Annotated in this window: 5 protein-coding genes, 7 tRNA genes and 1 rRNA gene; all 13 read left to right on the top strand. The window is 40.5% G+C overall.

Annotated features, from left to right (window positions below):
• The first annotated feature begins 2 nt into the window (after window positions 1-2).
• The 13 genes from rrf (at window position 3) to ppdK (ending at window position 6947) form a co-directional block, all read left to right on the top strand.
• Window positions 3-118 (top strand): 5S ribosomal RNA (rrf, locus tag M3183_RS26350).
• Window positions 119-153: 35 nt separating this feature from the next.
• Window positions 154-235: transfer RNA gene (locus tag M3183_RS26345), tRNA-Leu, on the top strand.
• A gap of 19 nt (window positions 236-254) precedes the next feature.
• A tRNA-Gly gene (locus M3183_RS26340) sits at window positions 255-326 on the top strand.
• A gap of 26 nt (window positions 327-352) precedes the next feature.
• Window positions 353-429 (top strand) — tRNA-Pro (locus tag M3183_RS26335).
• Between the two features lie 11 nt (window positions 430-440).
• A tRNA-Ala gene (locus M3183_RS26330) sits at window positions 441-516 on the top strand.
• An 18-nt stretch (window positions 517-534) separates the two neighbouring features.
• Window positions 535-608, top strand: a tRNA-Met gene (locus tag M3183_RS26325).
• Between the two features lie 10 nt (window positions 609-618).
• Window positions 619-708 (top strand) — tRNA-Ser (locus M3183_RS26320).
• Window positions 709-724: 16 nt separating this feature from the next.
• Window positions 725-806 (top strand) — tRNA-Tyr (locus M3183_RS26315).
• 174 nt (window positions 807-980) lie between these two features.
• The gene (locus M3183_RS26310; RefSeq protein WP_251474948.1) at window positions 981-1730 is read left to right on the top strand and encodes an NUDIX hydrolase; all 750 of its coding nucleotides are present in this window, start codon (window positions 981-983) and stop codon (window positions 1728-1730) included.
• Between the two features lie 87 nt (window positions 1731-1817).
• Complete coding sequence (mutM, locus tag M3183_RS26305; protein ID WP_251474946.1) at window positions 1818-2627, top strand: bifunctional DNA-formamidopyrimidine glycosylase/DNA-(apurinic or apyrimidinic site) lyase; 810 nt, start codon at window positions 1818-1820, stop codon at window positions 2625-2627.
• A 174-nt stretch (window positions 2628-2801) separates the two neighbouring features.
• On the top strand, window positions 2802-3443 hold the full coding sequence (locus tag M3183_RS26300) for a helix-turn-helix transcriptional regulator (protein WP_396953766.1): 642 nt from the start codon (window positions 2802-2804) through the stop codon (window positions 3441-3443).
• A gap of 17 nt (window positions 3444-3460) precedes the next feature.
• Window positions 3461-4276: a pyruvate, water dikinase regulatory protein gene (locus M3183_RS26295; RefSeq protein ID WP_251474941.1), complete on the top strand. Its 816-nt coding sequence runs from the start codon at window positions 3461-3463 to the stop codon at window positions 4274-4276.
• A gap of 1 nt (window position 4277) precedes the next feature.
• The gene (gene ppdK, locus M3183_RS26290; protein ID WP_251474939.1) at window positions 4278-6947 is read left to right on the top strand and encodes a pyruvate, phosphate dikinase; all 2670 of its coding nucleotides are present in this window, start codon (window positions 4278-4280) and stop codon (window positions 6945-6947) included.
• Window positions 6948-7304: the final 357 nt, after the last annotated feature.

Below are 7304 nucleotides of genomic sequence, written 5' to 3'. Positions count from 1 at the left end.
AGTCCGGCGGTGATGGCGAGAAGGTCACACCCGTTCCCATACCGAACACGGAAGTTAAGCTTCTCAGCGCCGATGGTAGTTGGGGCCTTGCCCCTGTGAGAGTAGGACGCTGCCGGGCTGTTTAATTAAGCTATAATCAATAGTTATCTTTACGCGGGTGTGGCGGAATTGGCAGACGCGCTAGAATCAGGATCTAGTGCCGCAAGGCGTGGGGGTTCGAGTCCCTTCACCCGCATCATATAGTTTTTTACATTGCGGAAGTAGTTCAGTGGTAGAACATCACCTTGCCAAGGTGGGGGTCGCGGGTTCGAATCCCGTCTTCCGCTTTTTGCTATGCTGAAATATTCTTTAACGGGAAATAGCTCAGCTTGGTAGAGCACCACGTTCGGGACGTGGGGGTCGCAGGTTCAAATCCTGTTTTCCCGACCATTCGTAAATTTGGGGCCTTAGCTCAGCTGGGAGAGCGCCTGCTTTGCACGCAGGAGGTCAGCGGTTCGATCCCGCTAGGCTCCACCATAATTTAATTATATATATGGCGGTGTAGCTCAGCTGGCTAGAGCGTACGGTTCATACCCGTAAGGTCGGGGGTTCGATCCCCTCCGCCGCTATTATAATCATGGAGGAATACCCAAGTCCGGCTGAAGGGATCGGTCTTGAAAACCGACAGGCGGGTTAAACCGCGCGGGGGTTCGAATCCCTCTTCCTCCGTTTTTCCTACATATCTGGAGGGGTAGCGAAGCGGCTAAACGCGGCGGACTGTAAATCCGCTCCCTCAGGGTTCGGCGGTTCGAATCCGTCCCCCTCCACTTCTAATCATAAATACATTATTCAAATTATCCACACTCCTCCTACTAAGTTAGGAGGGTTTTTTTTATGCCTTGTCTTTTGAAACTAATTTTGGATTCTCGTATATGATAAAATAACAATCTTTAATATGATAAGCGGGGCTTGATATGATCTATTTAAGAGAGATATATGTAATGAATCCAAATAAAGTTCAAAATTTTCTCCATTTTTTCCATAAATATATGCTTCCATTAAACATTAAAAGTGGAGCTAAATTAATTGGCAGTTGGGTAACAGATAAATGTGATGAAATTACAGTCATTTGGGAGTATCCCAATCAAGATGAATATATAAAAATTGAAGAACGGGTTAAACGGGATGACATGTATCAACAATTACAAACTAAACTTCAAGAGTCGGGTCCATTATTTATAGATTACCGCAGGACATTTTTAACATCTACAGGAAATTATGAAAGACCGAAACAAACAGTTACAGTCAGCGGATATATTACAAATGAAAAAGGGGAAACCTTGCTGGTAAAAACTTATTGGAGAAAGGATACATGGGAACTTCCGGGTGGCGGTGTAGACAATGAAGAGACATTGGATCAGGCTCTAATTCGGGAGATTTTTGAGGAAACAGGCATTAAGGTAAATTTAATTGGGGTAAGTGGTGTTTATTCCAATGGTAATACTATATCCATTGTATTTCTGGGGGAGGCTGCAGGAGGCGCACTGAAAACTTCAGAGGAAACAATGGAAGTTTCCTTTGTTAAAATCAATTCCACAAATGTTTTACATTATATAAAAAGAGGAAAATTTATTCCAAGAGTAGTAGATGCAATGCGCGGGTATTGTGTCCCGTATGAAGCTTTTAAAGTACGACCATATCAACTTTTAGAGAGACTACAGGGTAATTTGGACCATTACGGGCAAAATTAACATAATCCTTCAATATTTAACCAAGCTTAAGTCAGCTTGGTTTTTATTTTCTTCAAATTTATTTTATCTATAAGGGAGGAAGAAATATTGCCTGAGCTTCCGGAAATGGAAAATTATAAAATTTTTTTAAATCAAAAGGTTGTTGGTAAAACCATTACCGCAATTCAAGTAAATCGGGAAAAGTCCATTAATGTCACAATAGAGGTTTTTAAAAGAATGGTTCAAAATCAAACGATTGTGGCTGTGAATCGTAGGGGGAAACATTTACTATTTCACTTACAAAATGGACAAGTTTTGTTGCTTCATTTAATGCTTGGAGGATGGATTTTCTATGGTACAGAGGCTGATAAGCCCAAGCGAACCATTCAGGTTCAATTGTCATTTGATGATCATCATCTTTATTTTATTGGTCTGCGCCTTGGTTATCTCCATTTGCATACACATACAGAAGCAGAACAAAAATTGTCCCACTTAGGTCCTGAGCCTTTGGAGTCCGGATTTACTCAGCAGGTATTTTTGAATAAAATGGCGGCTAAACATGGGCGTTTAAAAACAACCTTGCTAGATCAAGGGTTTATTGCAGGCATTGGAAATTGCTACTCTACAGAAATATGTTTTAAAGCAGGTGTTTTACCGGCCAAGGACATTGATGATATTGAAAGGACCGAATTAATTCAGATTTACAATGCCATGAAAGCTATTTTACAGGATGCAATCAAGCATGGAGGTTATCTTGAAAATCCCTTCTTTAATGGAGATACTTTGACAGGAAGTTATTCTGAATTATGTCAGGTGTATGACCGTGAAGGCGGGACATGCCATAGATGTGGGGCGGTCATTGTGAAGGAAATGATTTCATCTCGTAAAACCTTTTATTGTCCAAATTGCCAAAAGTAGTCCCGCTATAGAAAGCTAGCGGGGTTTTTTCGTGTCTTCAAAAAATAGTCCCCTAATTTATCAAAAAATTGTTTCGGTTTTCAATTAAATATAATATACTATATACAAATAAGTATAGCACATTTAAAAATTAACCGATGATTATTACACATTATTGTGCTTTAGGGGGTGGTAATAATTAAACTCACGAAGCGTCAGGACGAGATTCTAGAGATTGTTAAAAAGAACGGCCCAATCACGGGAAAAGAAATTGCCGAAATGCTTTCTGTTTCAAGAGCTGCTCTAAGACCTGACTTAGCAATCCTTACAATGTCAGGAAATTTAGATGCAAGACCTCGGGTCGGTTACTTTTTTAATGAAAAATATGCCGTAAAACAACAGGCTGAAAGATATTTGAATCAAAAAGTAGCAGATTTTAAGGCACACCCGATAGTCGTTGAAAAATCAACCTCAGTATATGATGCAATTGTGCAACTGTTTTTGGAAGATGTAGGAACACTGTATGCTGTAGATTTAGAAGGACATTTAGCTGGGGTAGTTTCACGGAAGGATTTGTTAAGAGCGGCAATTGGTAATAAGAATCTGCAAGAATTGCCTGTAAGTGTCATTATGACAAGAATGCCAAATATTATTACGATTTTTCCAGAAGAAACCTTGTTCGAGGCGGCTAAAAGGATGATAAATTATCACGTTGATTCCTTACCGGTTGTTAAAGAAGTGGACAAACAGAGCAATACATATTTGCTGGTTGGACGGATTACAAAAACAACTATCACTCGAGCTTATTTAGAAATTATGGAAGAAAAGACAAATTAAGGGGAGCTGCTGCCATTTTGAAACAAAAGCAAGTGGTCTATGTCATATCAGACTCGGTTGGGGAAACGGCTGAGCTGGTTGTAAAGGCTGTGGCAACACAGTTTAACGGCGGGCATGTGGAAATCCGACGCAATTCATATGTAGATGACATAGAGGATTTAGAAGATGTAATATTGTTAGCAAAAAAAGGAGATTCACTAATTGCTTATACCATTGTTGTTCCTGATCTAAAGGATTATTTGGATAAAAGGGCAGCTGAAGAAGGATTAATAGCAGTTGATTTACTAAGCCCATTAATGAATGCCTTTACAAATAAATTCAACCAAGAACCCCATCACCAGCCAGGATTAATGCGGAAATTGGATGAGGAATACTTCCGGAAAGTTGAGGCAATTGAATTTGCAGTCAAATATGATGACGGTCGTGATCCAAGAGGAATTTTGAAAGCAGATATCGTTCTAATTGGTGTATCCCGAACCTCTAAAACACCATTGTCGATGTATTTGGCCAATAAGCGGTATAAAGTTGCAAATGTACCATTGGTTCCGGAAGTAGCACCGCCTGATGAATTATTTCAAATACCAAGAAAAAATTGTATTGGCTTAATCATCTCGCCTGATAAGTTGAATGAAATTCGAAAGGAGCGCCTGAAGGCTTTAGGTTTAGCTTCTAGGGCAAGTTATGCCAGCTTTGAGCGGATTTTGGAAGAATTGGATCATGCAGAAAAAATAATGAAACGGGTTGGATGCCCGATTATTGATGTATCCAACAAGGCAGTAGAAGAAACGGCAGGTTTGATTTTAGATGTGTTGAAAAAGGAAAGGAGTTCTTAAAATGGAGAAATTTGTTTACTTGTTTCATGAGGGAAATGGAAATATGCGGGATTTGCTTGGGGGGAAAGGAGCAAATCTAGCAGAAATGACAAAAATCGGACTGCCGGTACCCTTTGGTTTTACAATTACTACTAAGGCTTGTAATGCATATTATGAATCTGGTAAAACAATTCCTTCATTAGTAGAGCAACAAACATTAACGGCTTTAAAAGCTTTAGAAGAAAAAATGGGTAAAAAACTAGGGGACCCGCAAAATCCATTACTTGTTTCTGTTCGTTCAGGCTCCGTTTTCTCAATGCCGGGAATGATGGATACAATTTTGAATCTAGGAATGAATGATGAAACTGTGGAGGGTATGGCAAAATTAACAAATAATCCTCGCTTTGCTTATGATTCCTACCGTCGTTTCATTCAAATGTTCAGCAATGTCGTACTGGAGATTGATACGTATTTCTTTGAACAGTTATTAGAAGAAGTACGCGAACAAAAGGGATATGCTGCCGACCCTGAAATGACTGCTGAGGATTGGCAGGAAGTGATTTCTAGCTACAAACAAATTGTGAAAAAGCATACAAGAAAGGATTTCCCTCAGGATCCAAAAGAACAGCTATTCCTTGCCATTAATGCTGTCTTTAATTCTTGGAATAACCAGCGGGCCATAGTTTACCGTCGGTTAAATAAAATTCCTGAACATTTAGGTACAGCCGTAAATGTTCAAAGTATGGTATTCGGAAACATGGGAAATGATTCAGGCACTGGTGTTGCTTTTACAAGAAATCCTTCGACAGGCGAGCCGGTCCTTTACGGGGAATATTTAATTAATGCCCAAGGGGAAGATGTTGTCGCCGGAATTCGGACACCACAGCCAATTGCAACACTTAAGGACGAAATGCCAGGGGTTTATCAGCAATTCGTTGATACTTGTCAACGGCTTGAACAGCATTATAAGGAGATGCAGGATATTGAGTTTACGGTTGAAGGCAGCAAGCTTTTCATTTTGCAAACGCGTAACGGTAAACGTACAGCCCAAGCTGCCATACGTATTGCTGTAGATATGGAAAAGGAAGGAATCATTGATAAAAAGACTGCCTTGCTGCGCGTTGATCCAGATCAATTAAATCAACTGCTGCATCGGAGGATTGATGACTCTGTTCAGAAAACAATTTTGGCAAAAGGTTTGCCGGCATCCCCTGGTGCTGCCACAGGTCAAGTTGTTTTTGACGCGGATGAAGCTGAACAATTAGGCAATGAAGGTAAGAAGGTTATACTTGTGTCACCGGAAACAACTCCAGATGATATTCACGGAATGGTAGCATCTCAGGCCATTTTAACAAGCAGAGGCGGTATGACCAGCCATGCTGCAGTGGTTGCCCGCGGAATGGGAAAAGCATGCATTTGCGGCTGTGAGTCATTGAAGATTGATATGAAAGCAAAACAATTTACAGTTGGCGAAGTCATTGTTCGTCATGGTGATGTTATTACGGTTGATGGATCTACCGGCGAGATTATGATTGGCGAAGTTTCAATGATTGATCCTGAGCTTTCTGATGAATTCCAGCAATTACTTACCTGGGCGGATGAGGTAAGAAAAATTGGCGTTCGTGCAAATGCTGACAATCCGGAAGATGCTAAAAAATCATTTGGATTTGGAGCCGGGGGGATAGGCTTATGCCGCACAGAGCATATGTTTATGGATATTAAACGAATTCCAATTGTTCAAAAAATGATTTTAGCTGAGAACTATAGTGAAAGAATGGAAGCTTTAGCAGAGCTTCTGCCAATGCAGCAGGGTGATTTTGAAGGAATTTTTGAAGCCATGCAAGGACTCCCTGTGACAATCCGTTTATTAGATCCTCCTTTGCATGAGTTTTTACCAAACAAAGAGGAATTGTTAGTAGAAGTGACAAAATTGCAAATTCTTGAGCCAAAATCAGAAGAATTAAAGCAAAAGGAACAATTACTAAAGAAGGTCCGCCAATTAGATGAATTTAACCCTATGCTTGGCCATCGCGGCTGCCGTTTGGGAATGATTTTTCCAGAAATCTATGAAATGCAGGCAAAAGCCATTTTCTATGCTGCAGCTACGTTAGCTGAAAAAGGAACGCCGGTACAGCCGGAAATCATGATTCCGCTTGTCGGCCATGTTAATGAACTAAAGCAGATGCGCAAGCTCGTTATCGATACAGCAGCTGCAGTCCAAGAGGAAACAGGCAGGCAATTTGATTACACAATCGGCACGATGATCGAAATTCCTCGTGCAGCTTTGACGGCTGATCAAATTGCTGAAGAGGCAGATTTCTTTTCATTTGGTACCAATGACTTAACACAAACGACATTTGGCTATAGCCGTGATGATGCAGAGGGTAAATTTCTTCAAGCTTACATTGAAAATAAAGTTCTGCCGGAAAATCCATTTGCTGTGCTTGATCAGGATGGCGTAGGGAAGCTGGTAGAAACGGGTGTAAAGCTGGGACGTGCGACAAAACCGTCATTAAAAACGGGGATTTGTGGCGAACACGGCGGCGAAAAGAGCTCAATTGATTTCTGTTACAGAACTGGATTGGATTATGTCAGCTGCTCGCCATATCGGGTACCGCTTGCAAGGCTTGCAGCAGCTCAGGCAACGATTCGTCATGAAGTAAACAAAGAAGAAGCCGTTACAACAGTGTAAGGAAGGATGAGGACGATTATTTTGTATCGTCCTCTTTTATTTGGATTAGCAGTTATTTTTGAGCAAATACTAATTGTTAAAGGCTGTTTTCGTAAACTATGTTGTTATGCCAAGAAAAGCGGTAGTTTATTCAATTTAGGAATAAGCGGACTCTGCGAAAAAGCTGGATTACAGGATAGCCCCCTTGGAAGTAAAAAATAAGCGGAAGTTTTCCCGTTATTTGCAAAATGAAGAATTCCTGTAGATAGCTCTTTTTACCGTTTGATAAAAATAGAGCCCCTCAGTAAGATGATTATACACACACAACACAAAATCAATCTTAGGAGGAAGCTCTATTATGAAGTTTAAAATGCAAGA

It is taken from the genome of Neobacillus mesonae (genome assembly GCF_023715155.1).
Taxonomy (GTDB): Bacteria; Bacillota; Bacilli; order Bacillales; family Cytobacillaceae; genus Neobacillus; species Neobacillus mesonae_A.
The sequence above is the reverse complement of the archived record's forward strand: the minus strand, read 5'-3'. Positions and strand labels throughout refer to the sequence as shown.

Bases quoted from the DNA above. Each gene is read 5' to 3' on its own strand.
- M3183_RS26310 (WP_251474948.1), top strand. From the start codon at position 981: ATGAATCCAAATAAAGTTCAAAATTTTCTCCATTTTTTCCATAAATAT.
- ppdK (WP_251474939.1), top strand. From the start codon at position 4,278: ATGGAGAAATTTGTTTACTTGTTTCATGAGGGAAATGGAAATATGCGG.